Here is a 20,672-nt window from a genome sequence, read left to right on the forward strand (position 1 = left end):
GGGGGTGTCCTCCTAGGGGACGCGGGAGCAGGAGACGGGAGACGGGACGGGATTGGTGGTGCCGGTGGTGCTGCCGAGGAACCCGAAGGTCGTGGATGCCCCGGACGCGAGGGCGCCGTTGTAGGACGCGTTGGTGACGGTGACCGCCGAGCCGGACTGGGTCGCCGTGCCACCCCAGCTCTGCGTGACGGTCTGACCGGCGGTGTAGGCCCACTTGACGGTCCAGCCGGTGGTGGCCGTGCCGCCGTTGTTGGTGACGGTGACCTCGCCCTGGAAGCCGCCGGTCCACGAACCGGTCACCTTGTAGGCGGCGGTGCAGCCGGAACCGGTCGAGGGCGACGTCGACGGGCTGGGGGAACTTGACGGGCTGGTCGAGGTCGACGGACTGACCGAGGTCGACGGGCTGACCGAGGGTGACGCCGACGTCGAGGGCACCGGGCCGGTCCGGTCCGCGTAGAAGATGCCCCGGCCGTTGGTGCCCAGGTAGACGCGGCCCCAGATGCGCGGGTCGCCGGCCAGGGCGTCACCGGCGTTGCCGTACTGGTGCTTGTCGTCGTTGATCCGCAGCCAGGAGCTGCCGGTGTCGTCGGAGCGGAACACCCCGTCGACGCCGTCGACCGTGCCGACCAGGAAGACCGCCGGGTGGGTGGCGCCCGGGGCCGCCTTGCCGAAGGCCACGTTGACGCCCTCGGCCACGGTGCTGACCTTGGTGAACGTGGCGCCGGAGTCGGTCGAGCGGAACAACCCGGTGCTCCCGGCGACCCAGACCTCACCGGCGATGCCCGGCACCGCCTTCAGGTGCAGGCGCCCGGTCGTCGGCAGGGCCACGGACCGGGCGGTGAACGTCGCGCCGCCGTCCGTGCTGGTGTAGAACGTGCCACCGGCGTACGCGAAGAAGGTCTTGGGGTTGACCCGGTCGGATTCGACGATCGCGCCGGTCGGGATGCCGGTGGAGGCCGTCCAGGTGCTGCCCCGGGTGGTGGAGTAGTAGACGCCGGTGCCGGCCGGCGACCAGACGACGTTGTTGGCGTCGGCGCCGACCGCGACGGTGCCGCCGCCGGTCACGCCGGACGGCTCCTGACCCTGGTACCAGGTCTTGCCGCCGTCGTTGGAGATGCCGATGTGCGGCGCGGCGTCGGCGTTGCCGACCCGGACGAAGAAACTGGGACTGAGCTCGGCGAAGTCGAGGCTGGTGTTGCTGCCCAGGCTCGGGGTGTCGTGGAAGTTGGCCGGCACGGTGTCGAGATCGGCGTGGTAGAAGCCGCCGATGTCACCGAGCGCGCTGACCAGCGGTGCGCCGCTGGGCGGGCTGGCCAGGTCGAGGACCGCGGTCTCCTCGATGCCCTTGGCCGTCGGCTTGATCGTGATCGTGCCGCCGGAGTCCCACTTGGTCAGGTCGGTGGTGCCGTAGAGGGTGGCGCCGGTGCCGTAGAGCATCCGGTTGGAGTCGAACGGGTCGATCGCGAGGGACTCGTTCATCCAGCCGAGCTTCGGGCTCTCCTCGGGCGCCTGGGCGGTGCTGTTGAAGTCCAGCCACGGGTTGGCCGAGATGTCCAGGGTGTAGCGCTTGGAGCGGCTCGGATAGCTCGTCCAGTCCCAGGCCCGGGTCCAGGTGGCGCCGTAGTCGGTGCTGCGGAAGAAGATCGCATCCGGCCACCAGGAGATCTGGGTGGCGACCATGAGCGTTCCGGGGTGTTGTCTGTCAACGGTCAGGCCGGAGTAGCCGTAGTAGCGGTCGGCTACCGCTGTGGGCGAGATATCCGTCCACACGCCGGTCGTGATGTCCAGGCGGTAGACCTGACCTGCGCCGCCGTCGTAGGGGCCGCCGGTGTCGCTGGTGGCGATGAAGAGATAATTTCCGGAAATTACGCCTTTGTGGGCGATATAGCCGGTTGGCTGGCCCGCAACCCGGCTCCACGTGGCGCCACTGTCCGTGCTCGTGTAGACCGGGTTGTCCTTATCGGCCACCCCGACGAAGATCCTGCCGGCCGAACCGAAGGTGACCCAGGTCAGGCCCTGGTTCTGGTTCAGGTAGTTGTTGGTGTCGGTCGGATCCTGGACGTAATTTCCGACATTCGGGAAGTTTCCTACTTTGGCCCACGTGACGCCGTAGTCCGTGCTGCGCCAGAGACCGTTGCCGCCCTCGGCCGCGAAGTAGACGTTCTTGTTGTTGCTCGGGTCGACGGCGAGGCGCTCCCCCATCCCCCGGCCGGGCATGTTGCCGCCGACCTTGAACGGCAGGTTGGTCTGCTGCCAGGTCGCGCCCTTGTCGGTCGAGCGCAGGATCGCGCCGTTGTTCGGGTCCCAGCTGTTGGTGTACATGCCGACCGCGGCGTAGACCCGCCCGGTGTCGACCGGGTCGGGCGCGATGCTGAGCACGCCGTTGTGACCCCAGTCGTCCTGGCCGACCCAGTCCAGCAGCGGTGTCCAGCTCTGGCTCGACTGATTCCAGCGGTAGGCGCCGCCGATGTCGGTGCGGGCGTAGATCAGGTTCTGCTCGCCCGGGTTGAAGACGATGCCGGGGATGAATCCACCGCCGTCAATCCGGACGTTCTTCCAGGCGTACGGGTCACTGGCCGCGGCCGTGGCCGAAAGGGGAGACCAGACGACGGCCACCGCGGCGGCCACGACCACCAGGGCGGCGAGAAGTCTTTTCATCGGGGGGAGACCTCCATTGACGTCCATCGAGGTGGGAGCGCTCCCAAAGCGTGTGTCCCCGTCATCTCCCTGTCAAGAGCCCGAAACATTCAACAACCGTCGCCGTTCAACTACGGAGAGCAACAATTGGGTGAACGACGAGGTTCGATCTTCAGCTGCCGGGGTAAAACCCCTAGTCAGCGCGTTTATCGGCGCACGTAACGCTGTGAGCTGCGACAAGTTACTGGAGAGGCGCCTGTGTATCATTCGGCGGAATGCGCGGGCCAGCACCTACCGGTCGGGCCCGTAGCCGATCGGCGGCGAAGTGACCGGTACACGGCGTGACGACAGCCGGGTGTAGCGGTGGAGGAGATTGCATGAAGGTTTGCGTTGTGGGTACCGGCTATGTCGGTCTGACCACCGGCGTCAGCCTCGCCTTCCTGGGGCATGAGGTGACGTGCGTGGATCTCGACCAGAACAAGGTCGACATGCTGCGTGCCGGCAAGTGCCCCATCTACGAGCCGGGGATGGAAGAGCTCCTGGCCGAGGCGGCGCCGAACCTCAGCTTCACGACCAGCTACGACGAGGGTGTTCCGGGCGCCGACGTGGTGTTCGTGGCGGTGCAGACCCCGTCCGCGGCCGACGGCAGCCCGGACCTCCGCTTCCTGCGCTCGGCCGCGGAGAGCGTGGCGCGGTCGCTCGATCACGACTTCACCGTCGTGGTGAACAAATCGACGGTGCCGATCGGCAGCGGCAACTGGGTGGACGCGATCCTGCGCGAGTCGTTCGCTCAGCGTGACGACCGCCCGGCCGGCGTCGAGTTCGCCGTCGCGTCGAACCCGGAGTTCCTCCGCGAGGGCAACGCGATCGCCGACACCCTCTATCCGGACCGGATCGTCATCGGCTCGGACAACCCGCGCAGCCTGGAAGTACTGAACCGGCTGTACCGGCCGATCATCAACCAGACCTTCACCCCGCCGGCCTTCCTGGCCCGGCCGGAGGACGCCACCGCGGTCCCGCTGGTCTCCACCGACCTGGCGTCGGCCGAGCTGATCAAGTACGCGGCCAACGCGTTCCTGGCCCTCAAGATCAGTTACGTGAACGAGATCGGCCAGCTCGCCGCCAAGGTCGGTGCCGACATCACCGAGGTCGCCCGCGGCATGGGCCTGGACCAGCGGATCGGCTCCCGGTTCCTGCAGCCCGGCGTCGGCTGGGGCGGCTCCTGCTTCGGCAAGGACACCAAGGCCCTGGTCGCCACCGCGAGCGAGTACAACCTCGAGATGCCGATCGTGAAGGCGGCCCGCGAGGTCAACCAGCGGCAGCGCGCGATCGCCGTCGAGCGCCTGCAGGACGAGCTGCGCATCCTCAAGGGCCGCAAGATCGGCCTGCTCGGGCTGGCGTTCAAGCCGAACACCGACGACCTGCGCGACTCCCCCGCGCTGGACATCGCCAACCTGCTGCTGGCCCGCGGCGCCCGGGTGCGCCTGCACGACCCGATCGCGGCCGAGCGCTTCCGCCGGGAGCAGCCGGAGCTCGCGCCGTACCTGAGCGACACCCTGGACGGCGTCTTCGACGACTGCGACGCGGTCGTGCTGGTCACCGAGTGGGCGCAGTACCTGGAACTGGACTGGAGCAAGTTCGTCGGGCTGATGCGCAACCCGCTGGTGCTCGACGGGCGCCACGCGCTGGACGCCGAGCGGATGCGGCGCCTGGGCTTCAAGTACGTGGCGATCGCCGGCTGACCGTTCCGTACCGCTCTTCCGAACCGCCGTGGCGCCTCGCCACGGCGGTTCTTTTTTGTCGGACTAGAACCGAATCGTGCCGTTCAAGACGCGATCACTCGATGCAAGTTCTTACGCGGACGCGGCGGCCCGCATCGGTCGCGTGCGTTGTTACGTACGCGCTGGAAGCGGGTTCACGCGAAGCCCAACAAAACCGACTCACCGTCCGTATCATGAGCGCTAAGTACGTAAAAATCACCCTAAACAACCCCGGAAGAACTAGACTCTTCCGTCAATCTTCTTAACCGGTTAAGGTGCCCGGGCCCCGCAGCTATATCGTTACCGACTCGATCACGCGGAAATCATTGCGCAACGTGGCGGTTACCTCTTGACTGTTGGTCAAGAAGCGCTTCGGACGGCGGCGTCACCTGACGCCGGAGGCGCGTCAAGACATAGGGAGCGGTATGTTCGGTCACAGTGGGAGTTCGCGATCTCGAGTCGCGCTCGCCGGTGCCCTCGGCGTCGGGCTGGTGTTCAGCCTGGCCGCCTGCGGCGACAGCAAGGACGACTCGAGCGGTTCCACCGATACAGCGTCTGCGGGCATCGATTGTTCGGTGTTCACTCAGTTCGGCGACATCAAGGGCAAGACGATCTCGGTCTACACCGGCATCGTCACCCCGGAGGACACTCCGCAGAAGAAGTCGTACGAGCCCTTCGAGAAGTGCACCGGCGCCACGGTGAAGTACGAGGGCGACAAGTCCTTCGAGACCCAGATCCTGGTCCGCGCGAAGGCCGGCAACCCGCCGGACATCGCGTACGTGCCGCAGCCGGGTCTGCTCCAGCAGCTGGTCGCCACCGGTAAGGCGGTCGAGGCCCCCAAGGAGGTCTCCGACAACACCGACAAGTGGTTCGGCAAGGACTGGAAGGCGTACGGGACGGTCGACGGCAAGTTCTACGCCGCGCCGCTCGGTGCCAACGTGAAGTCCCTGGTGTGGTACTCGCCCAAGCAGTTCACCGAAAAGGGCTACACCGTCCCCACCACGCTGGACGAGCTGAAGACCCTCAGCGACAAGATCGCCGCGACCGGCTCGAAGCCGTGGTGCGCGGGTATCGGCTCCGGTGACGCCACCGGCTGGCCGGTCACCGACTGGATCGAGGACTTCTACCTGCGTCTCTACGGCGCGGACGCCTACGACAAGTGGGTCAAGCACGAGACGCCGTTCAACAACGCGGACGACACCGCGGTGTGGAACGCGGTCGGCGACTACCTGAAGAACGACAAGTACGTCAACGGTGGTCTCGGTGACGTCAAGAGCGTCGCGTCCACCACGTTCCAGGACGCCGGCCTGCAGATCCTCGAGGGCAACTGCTCGCTGCACCGCCAGGCCTCGTTCTACGCGGCCAACTTCCCCAAGGGCACCGAGATCTCGGAGACGGGCGACATCTACGCCTTCTACCTGCCCGGCAAGGACGCGACCACCAAGCCGGTCCTGGGTGGTGGCGAGTTCGTTCTCGCCTTCGCCGACCGTCCCGAGGTCAAGGCGTTCCAGTACTTCCTGTCCACCGACACCTGGGCCAACCTCAAGGCCAAGGCGTCGAGCGGCTGGGTGAGCGCCAACAAGGGCCTGAAGATCGAGAACCTGACGAACCCGATCGACCAGCTGTCCGCCAAGATCCTGCAGGACCCGAACGCGCAGTTCCGCTTCGACGGCTCGGACCAGATGCCCGCCGCGGTCGGCTCGAACGCCTTCTGGAAGCAGGCCACGGCCTGGATCACCGGACAGGACACGACCACCACGGTGAACAACATCGAAGCCGCGTGGCCCAAGTGATCTGAGTAGTACTCCGAGGCCGGCCGGGATGCGCCCAGCATCCCGGCCGGCCATCGCCCTCTTTCCCCTCGGAAACACGAAGGAGGTCCGGGTCGCGTGTTTTCCACTGCGAGCACCACCCCTGAAAAGCTTCTGCAGATGCTGGCGGCACTCCTGCTGTTCGCCGCCGTGCTCGGCGTCATCCTCTTCCTCGCGAGCCGGGTCCGGGGCAAACGCTCCGACACCTGGGTCGGCTACCTCTACCTGCTGCCGGCGATCCTGCTTCTCGCCGTCGGCCTGGTCTACCCCGGCCTGCGCACGATCTACGAGTCGTTCTTCGACGCGCACGGCAGTTCGTTCATCGGCGTCGACAACTACAAGACGATCCTGACCGATCACGACCAGCTCGTCGTGCTCGCCAACACGATCATCTGGGTGCTCATCGTCCCGGTCGCGGCGACCGGCATCGGCCTGATCTACGCGATCCTGGTCGACAAGTCCCGCTTCGAGTCGTTCGCCAAAGCCCTGATCTTCCTGCCCACGGCGATCTCCCTGGTCGCCGCGTCGGTGATCTGGAAGTTCGTCTACGAGTACCGGGTGAACCAGCCCAACGTCCACCAGATCGGCCTGATCAACCAGATCATCGTCTGGCTCGGCGGCGAGCCGGTCCAGCTGTTGATCACGGACACCTTCAAGCTGAACACGCTGCTGCTGATCGTGGTGTTCATCTGGATCCAGGCCGGATTCGCGATGACCATCCTCTCGGCCGCGATCAAGGCGATCCCGGACGAGATCGTGGAGGCGGCCCGCCTCGACGGCGTCACCCCGTGGACGATGTTCTTCAAGATCACGCTGCCGACCGTTCGCCCGACCGTCGTCGTGGTCCTGACCACGATCGCCATCGGCACGCTCAAGGTGTTCGACGTCGTCCGCACGATGACCGGCGGTAACTTCAACACCAGCGTCATCGCGAACGAGTTCTACAGCCAGCTGATCCGGGCCGACAACCAGGGCCTGGCCGCCGCGCTCGCGGTGGTGCTGTTCATCCTGGTGCTGCCGATCGTGTTCTACAACATCCGCCAAGTCCGTCGGGAGGCATGATGACGGCCACACCCGTCGCGACCACGCCGGATCTGAAGGCTGCCGCCGAAAAGCCCTCGGCGATCGCGAAGAAGCGGCTCAGCTCGCCGTGGGCCTCGCTGGCCGCGATCGTTCTCGCCGTGCTGTGGACGCTCCCGACCTTCGGCCTGCTGCTCTCCTCGTTCCGGCCCGAACTGGACATCAAGCGGACCGGCTGGTGGACGTTCTTCACCGACCCGCAGGTCACGCTCGACAACTACCGGGCCGTGTTCGACAGCGACAGCGGTGTCAACCTCGGCACCTTCTTCATCAACTCGCTGGTGATCTGCATCCCCGCGGTGCTCATCCCGCTCGCACTGGCCGCCCTCGGGGCGTACGCGTTCGCGTGGGTCAACTTCCGCGGCAAGAACGTCCTGTTCCTGGCGATCTTCGCGCTGCAGATCGTGCCGCTGCAGGTCACCCTCATCCCGCTGCTGACGATCTTCGTGAAGGTCGGCATCAGCGGCACGTTCTGGCCGCTGTGGCTGGCGCACTCCACGTTCGCCCTCCCCTTGGCCATCTACCTGCTGCACAACTTCATGAAGGAGATCCCGGCCGGCCTGATCGAAGCCGCCCGGGTCGACGGCGCCGGTCACGTGGCGATCTTCTTCAAGGTGATGTTGCCGCTGCTCACGCCCGCCCTCGCGGCGTTCGGCATCTTCCAGTTCCTCTGGGTCTGGAACGACCTGCTCGTCGCCCTGGTCTTCGCCGGCGGCGGCGACGAGGTCGCGCCGATCACCCTCCAGCTGGCCAACCTCACCGGCACCCGGGGCACCGCCTGGCACCTGCTGTCCTCCGGCGCCTTCGTCTCGATCATCGTGCCGGTCACGGTGTTCCTGCTGCTCCAGCGCTACTTCGTCCGCGGCCTGCTCGCGGGCAGCGTCAAGGGGTAGCTCGTTCGGTACCGCTCTGCCGGGGTCGCGCCTTTTCGGTGCGGCCCCGGATTGCATTTCACGACCCCTTTCCCGTACGTCGTCAAACCCGCCCGCCAACGCCACGCGACGCTCACCGCCCGCCCCGCGCCCCCGGCGCCGCCACGCGACACCACGGTCACTCACGCCCGCGGCGCGGCCCCGGACCCAGCTGGCGCTGAGGGCTGTGTCCCGGACCCCGAAGCGACCCTCACCACCAGCCAACCGCTCTCGGCTGGCGCTCAGGGTCCGTCCAGGATCCCGAAACAACCCTCACCACCAGCCGACCGCACTCGGCTGGCGCTCAGGGTCCGTCCAGGACCCCGAAACAACCCTCACCACCAGCCAACCGCACTCGGCTGGGACTCAAGGTTGTATCGCCGGGTTGGCGAGCGGGGGCGTCGGCCGGCTGGCCGGGCAGGTGGGCAGGCCGGGCTGGCGGGCAGACCGGGCTGGCGGGCAGGCGGGCCGGGCCGGGCCGGCTGCTCGTAGCACGGTGTGGCGGGCGGCTCGGGATTGTCCACACTGGCCGGTTGTCCACAGGGCAGGCACGTGATCTTGGGGTTTTCGGTCAGACTGGCATTGGGACCGGCCCCCAGGGTGGGTGGGGACTAAGTACTGCGGGGTTCGGCCTGCGGGAGGTTGGGTTGGATCTTGGTGGGGGTGGATGGGCGCAGGGAACGGAGGGCGACGACCAGGCTGGTCGCGATCAGCGCGGCCGCGATCAAGTAGCTGGATCCGACCGCGCCGGCCAGCGCTGACCGGTCGGCGGCGCGGGCGTCCGGGGTCAGGGCGAGCATCGCGGCCACCCCGCCGGGCAGGTGGCCGGCGACCAGGACGTTCAGGACGACCGCGACCACGGCGGTGCCGAGGGCGGCGGAGAGTCGCTGGAGCAGGTTGAGCAGCGTGGTGCCGCGCGGGGTCTCGGTCTGGTCCAGGTCGCGGACGACCAGGGTCATGGTGGGCATCAGGGTGGCGCCGGAGCCGGCGCCGACGAGGACTGTCGCGGCCAGGATCAGGGGGTATCCGGCATCCGCCGACAACGCCGCGAACAGGCCGAGGGCGCCGAGCAGGCCCAGCGCGGTTCCGGTGATCACGATGCGGTGGGGTGGGATGCGGTCGGTGAGGCGGGTGGCGATCTGGGCGGTCAGGCCTACGGCGATCGCTTGGGGCAGGATGAGGGTTCCGACGACGGCGGCCGAGTCGCCGTGGACGCCTTGGACGTAGAGGGGCAGCACCGACATCGAGCCGAAGTAGGCCGCACCGAAGCACACCATCACCGTGGTTCCGGCCCGGAATTGGCGTCGTTGCAGGAGTCGCAGGTCGACCAGTGGGGACGGGCGCAGGGCCCGCCGGGTGAACAGTCCCAGCAGGGCGAGCCCGGTGACCAGCACGGCGAGGCCGAGGCCGAGTGGGCTGCCGGTGCGGTCGAGCAGGGTGCCGCCGAGGACGACGAGCACCGCCCCGCCGGAGAGTTGCACGAGTCCGGCCCAGTCGATCCGCTGGACCGCCGGTGGGGCCGGGGAGTGGGCGGGGAGGAATCGGTACGAGGCGAGCAGGGCCACCGCGCCCAGGGGAATGTTGATCAGGAAGATCCAGCGCCAGGACGCGGACGAGATCAGCCAGCCGGCCAGGGGTGGGCCGCAGACCGGGCCGATCACCAGGGGTAACGCCAGCAGGCTCATCAGGCGTCCGCGCCGGTCGTGGGGTACCGCGCTCAGCCCGATCGCCTGGCCGACCGGGTTGAGCAGACCGCCGCCGAGTCCTTGGAGGGCGCGGAACACGGCCAGGGCGGTGACGTTCGGGGCCAGGCCGGCCAGGGCGGAGAACAGGGTGAAGGCGAGCAGCGCCGCCAGGTAGACGCGGCGGGCGCCGAAGCGGGCCGCGGACCAGCCGGCCAGCGGGATGACGGCGACGATGCCCAGCAGGTACGCGGTGGTCACCCACTGGACCGCGGTCAGCGTGGTGTGCAGGCCGGTGACCAGGGCCGGGATCGCGACCACGGTCACTGTCGTGTCGACGACCACGAGCAGGCCGCCGAGGGCCAGCGTGAGTCCGAGGCGACGCATCAGCCGGCGTACGGCCGGTCGCGCCGAGCGGTCCGCAGGGTGGTGGCCCACCAGGTGAGTTCGCGCAGGGCGGCGTCGAAGGCCTCCTCGACCGGGGCCGGTGGGGTGAAGCCGACCGGGCCGAGGTGCTCCCACGGGCGGGTCAGGCCGACGATCCGGCGGGTGGTGACGACGTGCAGTTCGGCGAAGACGCCGCGGAGGTGTTCGGCGGCCAGCAGTCCGGCCTGCACCCCGTACGGGAGAATGGTTGCCGGTTTGAACATCCACTCGCGGTAGTGCCAGTCGATGAGGCGTTTGAGGCCGGCCGGGTAGCTGTGGTTGTACTCGGGCGTCACGATGACGAACGCGTCGGCGGTTTCGAGGCGGGCGGCGATCGGGGAGGCGGCACTGCCGCCGGGGCGCAGGCCGCCGTCGTCGGGCAGGTCGGCCTCGGCGCAGTCGATCAGGTCGACCTCGACCTTGGGCGCACCGTCGGACGAGCCGTCCGGAGAGCCGGCGCCGGCCGCGCGGAACGACGCCCATTCGGCGACGGAACGGCTCATCCGCTGGTCCCGGACGCTGCCGGCGATCACTGCGATGTGGAGCGGGGATTCGGTCATGACGCCAGGTTCGGGCTTCAACATATGTTGAAGTCAAGGCAGGATGGGGCGATGAGCATCACCCGAACACCTTCGACGTACGTACATACGGTCGGTGAAGTGGCCGCCGAGGCCGGGGTCGCCCCGTCCGCGGTCCGGTTCTACGAGCAGCACGGCGTCATCCGGGCCGAACGGACCGCGGGTGATCAGCGGCGGTTCGACGAGAACGCGGCCTGCCGCATCCGGGTGGCCAAGGTCGCGCAGCGGGTCGGCCTGACCGTCCGGGAGATCGCCGACGTCTTCGCCGATCTCCCGGACAGGCCGGCCTGCGAGGACTGGGGCCGGATCGCGGACACGCTGATCGCCGAGGCGGAGGCCCGCACGGCCGCCCTGCGCGAGCATCTGTCCGCCATGAGTTCCGGCGCCCGCCTGTGCGAGCTGTAAAGAGCGTGCGAGCGGTCGAGGCTAGAGCCCTTCGACCAGCCGGCCGTCGCGCAGGCTGAGGACCCGGTCGGCCCGGTCGATCAGGTTCGGGTCGTGGGTCGCGACCAGCGCGGTCATCCCGCGGGCGTCGACCACGGCCCGGAGCAGGTCCATGATCGCCCGCCCGGTATCGGAGTCCAGCTGACCGGTCGGCTCGTCGGCGATCAGCAGGTCCGGGTCGTTGGCCAGCGCGCGGGCCAGGGCGACCCGCTGCTGCTGGCCGCCGGAGAGTTCGCCCGGCCGCTGGTTGGCCTGCCCGCCCAGCCCGACCAGTTCGAGCAGCACCGCGACCCGTTCGTCGCGTTCCCGCGGGTCGCGTTTGGCCAGCCGCATCGGGATGCTCACGTTCTCGGCGGCGGACAGGATCGGGATCAGGCCGAACGACTGGAACACGAACCCGATGGTGTCGCGGCGCAGTTCGAGCAGGTCGGCCTCGGCCGCCCCGGTGACCGGCCGGCCGGCGACCGTGATCTGCCCGCCGGTCGGCCGGTCGAGGCCGCCGATCAGGTTCAGCAGCGTGGTCTTGCCCGCCCCGGAACGGCCCCGGACGGCGACCAGCTCGCCCTTCTCGGCCGTGAAGGTGACACCGGCCAGCGCGTGCACGACCTGCTCACCACTGCCGTAGTCCCGGGTCAGCCCGGAAACCTCGACGACACTCACTTGGACTCCCCCGGACGGACCTCGACGTGGTCGGGTTCAAGATTCAGGCGGACCCGGTCGCGCAGCTCCAGGGCCTCGACGAACGCGGCCGGCAACTGCAGGCGCCCGGCCCGGTCGAGGACGGCGTACTCCTCGGAGACCTGCTGTTCGGTGCCGTCCTCGGCGAGACGGGCGGAACGCCGTACCTCCGAAGCGGTTTTCCCGTCGCGGATAGCGACCGCTCGGCGGACCTGGCTGGCCACCGCCTTGTCGTGGGTCACCACGACGACCGTGACCCCGAGCTCGGCGTTGACCGTGCGCAGCGCGCCGAACACCTCGTCGGCGGTCGCCTCGTCGAGCTCACCGGTCGGCTCGTCGGCGAAGAGCACCTCGGGATCGTTGGCCAGGGCGACCGCGACCGCGGCCCGCTGCTGCTCGCCACCGGACATCTCGGCCGGGCGGCGGGCGGCCCGATGGGCGACGCCGACCATCTCCAGCAGCTCGTCGGCCCTCCGGCGGGACCGTCGGCCGGACAGGCGCATCGGCAGTTCGACGTTCTCCCGGGCGGTCAGGTACGGCAGCAGGTTCCGCGCGGTCTGCTGCCAGACGAACCCGACGATCCGGCGCCGGTATTCGAGGCGCTTCTTGGCGGTCATGCCGAGCAGATCAAAACCGGCCACCTTGGCGATGCCGGCGGTCGGCTCGTCGAGGCCGGACAGGATGTTCAGCATCGTCGACTTGCCGGAGCCGGACGCGCCGACGACGGCCAGCAGCTCACCGCGGTCGACGACCAGGTCCAGGCCCTGCAGGGCCATCACCTCGACGCCCTCGGTGCGGAAGATCCGGACCAGGCCGTCGCAGACGATGTGCCCGCTGAGCCGGTCCTGTCCCCCGGCGCGGGCCGCGGCCTGCTCGGCCGCCTTCCGTTCCAGGCCGGCGAGATCCGTAGTCACGACTGCTCCTCCATGTTCCGGGACCGCGGCGAGGATGAAGACATCACGACTGCTCCTCTCCCACGCGCAGCACTGTGCCGAGGCGCAGGCGGCGGTTGGCGACATTCTCCACGGCGAGGGCGGCGATCACGGCCAGCACCGCGAGCGCCAGGACCCCACCGGCGAACCACGGATCCAGGGTGATCCCGGCCGCCACCCCGGCGGTGAACCCGCCGAGGTCCAGCGCCGGCCCGATCAGTGCCGGCAACGCGAACCCGGCCAGCCCACCGGCGACCACCGCCACCGCGATCAGCGGGACCAGTTCGAACACCAGCAGGCGTCGGCCCTGCCCGGGCGACAGGCCCATGGTGCGCAGGCGCGACAGCGTCCGCCCGCGGGCCGGCGCCCCGGTCAGCACGGCCAGGGCCACCGCGGTCAGCGACAGCGCCGCCGCCGCGATCATGCCGGCGACGAACGTGAAGGTCAGCGCGCCGTCGACGCCCCGGTTCTCCAGGCCCGCCCGGTACGACTCGCGGGTCGTCACGGTCGACGGCACCGGCAGCTGCCAGTCCTCGACGACCCGGCCGGTCGAGCGTTTGACCTGCTCACGCTGCCCGGCGTCGGCCGTTTTACGGACCTGCTCGAAATCGACCCCGTCCCCGTCGATCAGGATCCGGTTCGGCTGGACGAGCTGGTAGGACGGGATCGGCATGGCCTGCTGGGGCAGCACCAGGAAGTCCTTGGTCCCGGCGGCCAGCCCCGGCACCTGGTCGGTGACCACGGCGACGGTGAACTTGTAGGCCCGCCCGAGCACCTCGGCCGTCCCGCCGGTGCCGATCAGCGCGGCCAGGTGCGACGAGGCGATCGCCGGCACCGGCCCGTCGGTCCTGGTCGCGCCGGTCAGCGCGGCCGGCAGGTCGAGCCCGGAGGCCGCCGCGTCGACCACCATGGCCTGGCCCTGCAGGATGTTGACGCTGGCGTTGCCCCGGATGGAGGTGCCCGAGGCCAGCAGCACCGGCGTCGCCTTGTCGACGTGCGGCAGCGCACCGATCTGCTGCGCGGTCTCCGGCGTGAAGAAGAACCCGCTGACCACCGCGTCGGCCGGCACGGCCAGGTCGGCGGCGTGGTCCCGGGCGCTGCCGACGGTGCTGGTCACGGTGCCGGTGAACAGGCCGGTGGCGATCGCCACGACGAGCACGGCGAGCGGACCGGAGTGCAGCGGGGCGCGCCCGGCGCCGCTGAGGCCGAGGAAGGCGATCGCGCCGCGGGCGCGGGCGGCCAGGTTACCGGCCCAGCGCAGCGGGAACGGCACCCCCCGGAGCGCGATGACCGAGGCGGCCAGGGCCAGAAGAACAGGAGCACCGATGAGGTACGGATCCACGCCCGCCCCCGAGTCGAGCCCGCGCAGCCGCACCAGGTAGATCCCGCCGCCCGCGAGCAGCACCAGGAACCCCTCGGCGGTGAGCCGTCGCGGCGACGGCCGCAGCGCGACCACGTCCGAGCGGTCCCCGGAGAACGACGGGCGCCGGGCCACCAGGGCGGCCGACACCGGCGCAGCCAGGATCGCCAGCAGGGCCACGGCCGCGACCAGCACCGGTTCGAGAGCGTCGGCGCGTCCGGGCAGCAGCGTGCCGCCCAGCCATCCGATCACGATCGCGACCGGAACCACGATCAAGACCTCCAGGAGGGTACGTCCGGCCACCGCACCGACCGCACCGCCGCGCGCCCGGATCAGCGCGAACTCGGGCCGCCGCCGCTCGGTCATCAGCCGGGCGGCGAGCAGGATCAGCCCGGCCGCGGTGGCCAGGATCCCGGCCTGCACCACGGCCAGCAGCGACCGGACCGCCCTGACCTGCCGATCGAAATCGGCCAGGGTGCTGTCGACGCTGCTCTGGATGGAGGTCTTCTCGGGCGGGGTACGCCGGGCCTCGGCGACCGACCGGGTGAGCGCGTCCACCTGGTCGGCGGTGATCCTGTTCTCGTCCAGCCGGTACCGCCACCGGTCGGTCAGGTCGTTGAGCGAGGCCGAGGCCATCTGCGCGCCGGTCTGGTCGGTGAGCAGCACCGCCTCGTCGCGCAGGCCGTCCAGCGGGTTCGGGCAGGCGCCCTTGTGCAGCTGCTGGTCGGTCCAGATCGGGTCGGCCGGGTTCACCGGGGCGAACACGCCGACCACGCGCAGGCGGGTGGTCCCCCAGCGGGCGCTCATGTCGAGGCGGTCACCGACCTTGATCCCGAGTTGCTTGGCCGCGTCCTGGCCGACCAGCACCTCGGGGGACATGCTGGAGGCGGCCGCCCGCCCGGCGACGATCCTGATCGCCGCTTCGGTGGCCGGCTCGTAGCGCAGCACGGCCACGTTCGGGCAGGACTGCACGCCGGTGCCGGCCGGGACGATCGCGCTGAGGTCGGTCTCGGCGATGTACCAGGATCCGCTGACCAGTCCGCGCAGCGGAGCGGGCAGATGCTGCTCGATCTCCGGGAGACGATCGGCCTGGTCGGCCGAGCTCAGCAGGCCGGCCGCGTGGATGCCGGAGAAGGTCAGGTCGCGGTTGGCCGGGGCCAGCGCGCGGATGTCGCCGCGCAGGCCGTCGTCGGTGCGGCCGTTGGCCAGCCGGATCGGCCCGGAGACCAGGAACGCGGTCAGGCCGCCGAGCACCGCCAGGAGAAGCAGCTGGGCCAGGAAGGAACGGACACGACGCAGGACGCTCATCGGTCCTCCCCCAGACGCAGACGGGATGCCGGCAGCCGGCGGGTCGCGGCCACCGCGGTGACCGCGCTGACCGCGAGGGCGATCGCGATCAGCAGCGCCGCGCTGCCGACCGTGCGACCCCAGAGGACCTCCAGGATCGCGTCCGGCACCGGGCGGCGGGCCGACGGGGTCAGCACCAGCAGCGGGGCCATCGCGGCGGCGACCAGCAACCCGACCCCGAGGCCGGCCAGCGCGCCGAGGCCGGCCAGCAGCGCCTGTTCGACGATCATGGCGCGGGCCAGCAGGCGCGGGCCGGCGCCGAGCGTGTTCAGCACGGCCAGCTCGACCGACCGGTGCCGGGCGGTGGCCCGGGCGTCGGCGGCGATACCGGCCGCGGCCAGCAGCATCGCCCCGAGCGCGGCCCCGAAGAGCGCGACCTGCGCGGCACTGCCGAACGGGTCACCGCCCGAGGCGAGTTCGTGCTGGTCGAAGACCTGCAGGCCGCTCAGCCCGGAGGTGTCCGGGGTGCCGCTGATCCACCACTCGCCGACGCCGTGCAGCAGGCCGTAGCCCTGGAACAGCCGGGCGTCGAGCGCGGCCCGGTCGGCCAGGATCGCCGCGTCGGCGGTCGTGCCGGGCACCCGGTCGATCGTGGCGATCACCTTCACCGGGACCGACACACCACCGACCGAGAGCTGGGTGAAGTCGCCCAGTGCCTTGCGGGTGGCCGGGGTGATGGCGATCGGGACCGGGGCCCAGTCCTGCTTCTGCACGATCGCGACGCTGCCGTTGACCGGGTAGGGCGAGATGTCCGAGCCGGTCGACTGCCAGAAACCCTCCTGGCCGGTGATCTGCCAGGTCACGGGCGGTTCATCGAACCCCGCGGCGGTTGCCTCGCCGATCGACTCGGCCCGGAAACCGAGCAGCCCGGGGCCGGTCCGGCTGAACGTCAAGGGCTTGCCCCGGTCGCTGGTGCCGAGCTCGACGCGGCGGCCGTCGGCGAAGATCGCGGTGGTCCGGACCGGACCGGTGCTGGTGATCCGGCCGGGCTGCAGCGTCGCGGTCGGGCCGGGACCACCGGCCGCGGCCAGCTTGGCCAGCAGCGCCGAGACCGGTCCGCCGGTGGTGTCCGCACGGGCCTGGATCACGCCGCCGGCCGCGGCCGCGTCGAAGGCCACCACCTCGGCCGGGTCCTTGCCCGCGGTCAGCGGCACCGAGTCGCGCCAGCCCGAGACCACGGCCGTCACGCCGGGCAGCTTGGCCAGTTCCTCGGCGCGGCCGGCCGGGGCGGTGCCGCCGGACTCGACCAGCCGCAGGTCGGCGCCGGTGGTCTGCAGGGCCTGGTCGGCGCGGGACTGCTCGGCGGTCGCGGCCAGACACCAGGAGACGGTGGCCGCGGCGACGGCCAGGGCCAGCATGACCATCGGGCCGGCGTGCGAGCGCCGGCCGGCCTGCCAGGTGCCCAGCAGCGCGGCCTGGGCGCGGCCCCGGTTCAGGCGGGCGGCGGCGAGCCGGGCGACCGGCGGCAGCAGTCGGATCGCCAGGACCGCGCCGGTCAGCACACCCAGCGTCGGCGCGGCGGCCAGCAGCGGGTCGACGCCGAGGCCGCCGGCGCCGGTCGGCGCCGAGTACTGCCGCAGCTGCAACCAGGCGAGCACGGCCAGCGCGACCAGAACCAGGTCCAGGCCGGCCCGGCGCAGCATCCCGAGCCGTTTACGGCCGGAGGTCTCCGCGATGTACGTGCCGCCGCGACGGGTAGCCGGGGCGGCCAGCGCGAGCAGGCCACCGACCGCGACCAGGGCGGCGACCAGCCACACCCCGGCGTCCAGGCGCACCTCGTCGTACTTGAGCCGCAGCAGGGTGACGGCCAGCGGCGCACCGATCAGCGCGGCCGGGATCACCAGCGCAAGCGCTTCGACGGCGGCCAGACCGGTGAGCTGGCGGCGGGACGCGCCGCGGGCCCGCAGCAGCGCCGTCTCACTCTTGCGGGACTCCGCCAGCAGCACCGCGACCAGGGACAACGCGTAGCCGCCGAGGACCACGACCAGCAGCATCGGCGTCACCAGCGTCGACCGGCGGACCAGGTCGGCCCGATCCAGGCGGTCGGCCAGGTCGGGCAGGCCGGTGTTGATCGTCGCGGAAGACCCCAGGCCGCTGGTACGCGGCAGGTCCGCTCCGGTCGAGGTGACGATTTCCGAGGTACGGCGGATGGACTCCAGCGTCGGATCGGAGAGGTTCGGCTCGATCAGCCAGCCGCCGGACGCGCCCGTGAAGAACCGCGCCTCCGAGCTGACGATCGGGCCGTAGGTCGAGGTCTGCGGCACGTGCCCGCCGGTCACATCGGGGGTGAGCAGCCAGTACGGGTCGGCGACGTCCCGGGGGCGCCAGACCGCGCCGACCTTGCGGGACACCGTCTTCCCGGTCCGCCGATCCTCCAGGCGCAGCGTCTTCCCGCTGGTCAGGCCGAGCGCAGCGGCGGCCGGCTGGGCCAGCGCGACCTCGTTGCCGGTCGGCCAGGCCCCGGAGACCAGGTCGGCGTGCTGGGCCAGGTCGTCCAGGCGGATCAGCGAGGCGTAGACGACACCGGACGAGTCCGGGACCGCGGTGCCGGTGGCGCCCTTGACCGCCCAGCCGGAGCCGTAGCGGGCGGCGCTCACCTTGGCCGGGGCGTAGGCGGCGCGGACGGCCTGGTCACGGCCCTGCGGATCGGTGTCGAGCGAGCCGCGCACGAGAACCGAGGTCTCGTCCGGGTCGGCGATGGCGACGGCCGCGCGCACACCGGCGCCGGCCGAGACGGTGGCATACGCGGTCAGCCCCGTGAGCAGGAGCACCGCGGCGATCAGAACCGCCGCCGCCGCGGCCAGCAGCCCCCGCGCCGCTGCCGCACGCCTGAGGATCAGCGCCATCGGCGCGCCTGGTCGAGCATGCGCGGGATCTTGCCAGATGGGATCGCGACGCGGGGACCGGCCCGGCCCTGTGACGGCTCCGGAGGTGCATGAAAGCCGTCACAGGGTTTGTTGCTCGGACCGCAACCACCCGACCACGTCGCCCTTGCGGGCCTCGCGTTCAGGGCGCGCCAGCGCCCTGCGAGGACCGGGAGGGTCCCCGCGGGAGCGACGGTCTGTACCCCGGCGGACCGAGGCAATGAAGAATTTGATCTTGGTTTTAGGGTTGGCTGCGGGGGCTGTCCGGGGTCAGGGTGTCGATGAACTCGTGCGGGTCGTGGATGGCGGTGTTGGCGCGGGCCGCCTTGGCCTCGGCCTTGAGCTGCGTGGTCACCTTGGCCGTGCCGGCGCCCGGGATCGCGGCGACGCTGTAGTAGGCCTTCTCGGCCAGGGTGTAGGCGGCCCGGTAGTCGTGGGCGGCGAACGCCTTGGACGAGAGGGCGAGCAGCGCGTCGGCGACCTTGAGCGAGGTGTAACCCTTGCCCTTCGGGACGGTCGCGGCCACGCGGTTCGCCGCCTCCCAGTAGGCGGCGGTCAGGAAACGGTCGCTGTTGTCACGGTCGAACTGGCTGAAGTCCCAGTTCAGGTCGATGTAGCTCATCATCGAGTTGTTCTCGTCGCCGGCGTTGGCGAACAGGAAGTCGCCCGACGGGCCGTAGTCGACGCCGGTGGCGCTGTCGTAGCCGTCGTGCGGGTGCGACATGCCCAGGTGGTGGCCGACCTCGTGGATCTGCGTCGTGGTCAGGCCGTAACCGCTGGCCACGACCTCGGGGGAGATGAACGAGAAGACGTAGGACTGGTCGCCGGTGGCCCAGTCGTCGTCGGCGTAGCCGAGCGCGGGCACGCCGATGCCCTCGCCGACCGCGTAGTTGAAGACCGGGACCTCGTAGTCGGCCTTGCCGTCGAGCACGCCGGCCAGGTGGTCGCGGGTGTAGAGGTAGAGGTTGGCGAACGACGGGTAGCCGGAGTCCGGGTAGCAGGACTCGTCGGCGAGTTCGCCCAGGTAACAGGCCTGATTCTCGGCGGTGTAGGGCAGGTCCTGCTGGTCCTCGCTGAGGCGGTTGCGCCAGCGCAGCTCGGACAGTTCCTCGGTGACCAGGGCCGGTTTGATGTACTGCTGGGAGGCGTCGACGCCGGGCCAGCCCTCGTACGTGTTGCTGTCGACGTTGATGCTCTTCGGCAGCGCGTTGCCGGGCAGCTCGACCGGGTAGAGCGGGGACGTGGTCATCAGCAGGTTCAGGGCCACGTACCGGGTGATCTTGGAGAGGTCGCCGGCCAGCTGCGACGGGTCGCGGTAGCCGTTCTTCGTGTACTCCCAGCTCGGCGGCATGCGGTAGTCGGGGACGCCGTCGCCGTCGACGTCCGCGTTGTCGACGTCGTAGTTCGACGTCCAGGACTCCGGGCCGGCCGACAGGTCGTGGAACCAGACCCGCCGGGTCGCGCCCAGCCCGGTCTCCTCGTCGTCGGCGGTCGTCCCGCCCCAGGCGATGAGCTTGCGGCTGTCCCGGTTCTTGCCGAAGTCGTAGCCGGTGTCCGGGTCCGGCTCACCGGTCTTGGTGTAGACGTGGAACTTGAAGTCCGAACGCCCGAACCAGTTGATGAAGTAGATCGTGTTCCGCCGCGTGTCCACGCCCGACGGCGGGTGGAAGGCCAGCCACTTCTCGACGGTCGGGGCGTCGATGTAGTTGTTGGACGTGACGTCCAGGACGTTGTTCGCCTGGTCGTTGTAGGCCTGCTGGTACGCCGTGAGCGGGGCCGGCGTGGACAGCTTGCCGAGCTGCTTGAAGAACGCGTCCTGATACGACTTGTCGGTATATTTGAGTTTGTAGTCGTAGGTGTAGGTGATGCCGAGCTTCTCGGTCACCCCGTAGGTGAGCCGGGAGCGGACCACGGGCTCGTACTTCTTGGCCAGCCCGGCCAGGAAATCGGTCCGCTTCGGCGAGTAGCCGACGAAGACCACGTTGACCGGCACCTTCTCGGTCAGCCGGGGTTGCCCGCCGGGGTTCAGGTAGCTCAGCCGCGGGGAGGCCGAAGCCGCCGCGGCGGGTCCCGCCGACGCCGCCACCAGAGCCACGACCAGCGTCGCCAGGAAAGGGGTTCGCCATCTCATGTGGACACATTTCCATCTACCCCTACCGATG

The 20,672-nt window shown here is 70.2% G+C and carries 13 protein-coding genes; 5 read left to right on the top strand and 8 right to left on the bottom strand.

The window, feature by feature from the left end; all coding sequences use genetic code 11:
- Positions 1 to 12: 12 nt before the first annotated feature.
- Positions 13 to 2,658, bottom strand: coding sequence for a cellulose binding domain-containing protein (locus ACSHV8_RS27785; protein WP_436520203.1), 2,646 nt, complete (start codon positions 2,656 to 2,658; stop codon positions 13 to 15).
- A gap of 356 nt (positions 2,659 to 3,014) precedes the next feature.
- On the opposite strand from ACSHV8_RS27785, the gene ACSHV8_RS27790 reads away from it, so the two are divergent.
- The 4 genes from ACSHV8_RS27790 to ACSHV8_RS27805 all read left to right on the top strand — a co-directional run bounded on the left by ACSHV8_RS27790 (position 3,015) and on the right by ACSHV8_RS27805 (position 8,181).
- The gene (locus tag ACSHV8_RS27790) at positions 3,015 to 4,379 is read left to right on the top strand and encodes a UDP-glucose dehydrogenase family protein (RefSeq protein WP_436520205.1); all 1,365 of its coding nucleotides are present in this window, start codon (positions 3,015 to 3,017) and stop codon (positions 4,377 to 4,379) included.
- A 443-nt stretch (positions 4,380 to 4,822) separates the two neighbouring features.
- Entirely contained in the window at positions 4,823 to 6,190 is a 1,368-nt protein-coding gene (locus ACSHV8_RS27795; RefSeq protein WP_436520207.1) for an ABC transporter substrate-binding protein, read from the top strand.
- 138 nt (positions 6,191 to 6,328) lie between these two features.
- Positions 6,329 to 7,270 (top strand): carbohydrate ABC transporter permease, encoded by a 942-nt coding sequence (locus ACSHV8_RS27800; protein ID WP_436520209.1) that lies wholly within the window; start codon positions 6,329 to 6,331, stop codon positions 7,268 to 7,270.
- Positions 7,267 to 8,181: a carbohydrate ABC transporter permease gene (locus tag ACSHV8_RS27805; RefSeq protein WP_436520211.1), complete on the top strand. Its 915-nt coding sequence runs from the start codon at positions 7,267 to 7,269 to the stop codon at positions 8,179 to 8,181. The genes ACSHV8_RS27800 and ACSHV8_RS27805 overlap by 4 nt, the downstream gene beginning before the upstream one ends.
- 629 nt (positions 8,182 to 8,810) lie before the next feature.
- Here the strand turns inward: ACSHV8_RS27805 and ACSHV8_RS27810 are convergent.
- Together ACSHV8_RS27810 and ACSHV8_RS27815 are read right to left on the bottom strand one after the other, a co-directional pair.
- Entirely contained in the window at positions 8,811 to 10,268 is a 1,458-nt protein-coding gene (locus ACSHV8_RS27810) for a DHA2 family efflux MFS transporter permease subunit (protein ID WP_436520213.1), read from the bottom strand.
- Positions 10,268 to 10,867 carry an NADPH-dependent FMN reductase gene (locus tag ACSHV8_RS27815; RefSeq protein ID WP_436520215.1) on the bottom strand — a complete coding sequence of 200 codons (600 nt, stop codon included), beginning with the start codon at positions 10,865 to 10,867 and terminating at the stop codon, positions 10,268 to 10,270. Before ACSHV8_RS27815 ends, ACSHV8_RS27810 begins: the two co-directional genes overlap by 1 nt.
- Before the next feature lie 51 nt (positions 10,868 to 10,918).
- Here ACSHV8_RS27815 and ACSHV8_RS27820 point away from each other — a divergent pair, with 51 nt between their 5' ends.
- Positions 10,919 to 11,290 (top strand): MerR family transcriptional regulator, encoded by a 372-nt coding sequence (locus ACSHV8_RS27820; RefSeq protein WP_436520217.1) that lies wholly within the window; start codon positions 10,919 to 10,921, stop codon positions 11,288 to 11,290.
- 21 nt (positions 11,291 to 11,311) lie between these two features.
- Here ACSHV8_RS27820 and ACSHV8_RS27825 read toward each other — a convergent pair whose 3' ends face one another.
- From ACSHV8_RS27825 to ACSHV8_RS27845, 5 genes are all read right to left on the bottom strand, one after another.
- On the bottom strand, positions 11,312 to 11,989 hold the full coding sequence (locus ACSHV8_RS27825) for an ABC transporter ATP-binding protein (protein ID WP_436520219.1): 678 nt from the start codon (positions 11,987 to 11,989) through the stop codon (positions 11,312 to 11,314).
- Positions 11,986 to 12,921: an ABC transporter ATP-binding protein gene (locus ACSHV8_RS27830; protein ID WP_436520221.1), complete on the bottom strand. Its 936-nt coding sequence runs from the start codon at positions 12,919 to 12,921 to the stop codon at positions 11,986 to 11,988. The genes ACSHV8_RS27825 and ACSHV8_RS27830 overlap by 4 nt, the downstream gene beginning before the upstream one ends.
- Before the next feature lie 43 nt (positions 12,922 to 12,964).
- The gene (locus tag ACSHV8_RS27835; protein WP_436520223.1) at positions 12,965 to 15,607 is read right to left on the bottom strand and encodes an FtsX-like permease family protein; all 2,643 of its coding nucleotides are present in this window, start codon (positions 15,605 to 15,607) and stop codon (positions 12,965 to 12,967) included.
- On the bottom strand, positions 15,604 to 18,492 hold the full coding sequence (locus ACSHV8_RS27840) for an ABC transporter permease (RefSeq protein WP_436520225.1): 2,889 nt from the start codon (positions 18,490 to 18,492) through the stop codon (positions 15,604 to 15,606). The genes ACSHV8_RS27835 and ACSHV8_RS27840 overlap by 4 nt, the downstream gene beginning before the upstream one ends.
- Positions 18,493 to 18,751: 259 nt before the next feature.
- Positions 18,752 to 20,641, bottom strand: a complete 1,890-nt coding sequence (locus tag ACSHV8_RS27845; RefSeq protein ID WP_436520227.1) for a hypothetical protein — start codon at positions 20,639 to 20,641, stop codon at positions 18,752 to 18,754.
- Positions 20,642 to 20,672: the final 31 nt, after the last annotated feature.

Source organism: Actinoplanes sp. HUAS TT8 (genome assembly GCF_051380535.1).
GTDB lineage: Bacteria > Actinomycetota > Actinomycetes > Mycobacteriales > Micromonosporaceae > Actinoplanes.